Raw genomic sequence first — 974 nt, forward strand, 5'->3', positions numbered from 1 at the left:
GTATGATTTTCTTGATTATTGCTATGATTCTTACTACACTTAAATAATATTAGGGATAGATAGATGGCAAGAAATCAAGAAAATCATCAAAAARCTATAGGTCCTATTATAGCAAAGCTAAATTTACCTAAAGGTATAGATCTTGATCTAGGAAAAGTAAAAATGAACGATCTATCAAATTGCCGATACAGCAAAAGACTATTAWCTAAGCTCCTATTCACAAGTAAGATTTCTAAGAACAAAGTTGATCTTAATAAAATTAAAAAAGCAATATATTTTGCTAAAAAATATCATGGCAAGCAAAAGCGAGAAACAGGAGAATTCTATTACTCACATCCTTTAGAAGTAGCATACGCGAGTTTCGAATTAATATAGCATAGGATTTAGCATATCAAGAGAGATGTAATAGAAGGTTTATTATCAGACATTTGATAATTTATCAGTGCTGCAACCATATGCACAAAGGCATTTATAACTGATCTATGCCTTGAATGCTCAAACTTCCCCAATAGTTTAATTTTACTAAACACAGATTCTATTAATGCTTTTTTAAGCAATAATATTTTATCCAACATAGACATAAGTTTATTTTTCATATTTTTCTTTACCCTAGTTACCATAAAAATTCCTTGCTCTAAAAGTTGTAGAAATAATTGTTGCGAAATATAACCACGATCTCCGAATACTTTACCAAAAAGATTTTTGATTATCAGTTCCAGCTGTTTTCTATCATCCTTATTGCCAGGGCTAAAAGATGCTTTAACTATACCACCGGCTCTATTAATTATTAGATGTAGTTTAAGTCCATAGAACCAACCTTTTGTTGTCTTACTGCTTGCTGCTATGCCGGCGAACACTTTATTCATTGAAATACGGTATCTCTTACATACCTCTATACTACTTGGAATCTACAAAAGAGAGTCCGTCACACTGATCCAAAATAGAATTGATTATAGTACTAATAGTGGTAAATG

2 protein-coding genes are annotated in these 974 nt (G+C 31.0%); one reads left to right on the forward strand and one right to left on the reverse strand.

The window, feature by feature from the left end:
* Positions 1–63: 63 nt before the first annotated feature.
* On the forward strand, positions 64–375 hold the full coding sequence (locus REIS_RS04660) for a guanosine polyphosphate pyrophosphohydrolase/synthetase (protein WP_008580121.1): 312 nt from the start codon (positions 64–66) through the stop codon (positions 373–375).
* An 8-nt stretch (positions 376–383) separates the two neighbouring features.
* On the opposite strand, the gene REIS_RS04665 is transcribed toward REIS_RS04660, so the two are convergent.
* Positions 384–908 (reverse strand): IS982 family transposase, encoded by a 525-nt coding sequence (locus REIS_RS04665; RefSeq protein WP_083787761.1) that lies wholly within the window; start codon positions 906–908, stop codon positions 384–386.
* Between the last annotated feature and the right edge of the window lie 66 nt (positions 909–974).

The organism is Rickettsia endosymbiont of Ixodes scapularis, assembly GCF_000160735.1.
GTDB lineage: Bacteria > Pseudomonadota > Alphaproteobacteria > Rickettsiales > Rickettsiaceae > Rickettsia > Rickettsia tamurae.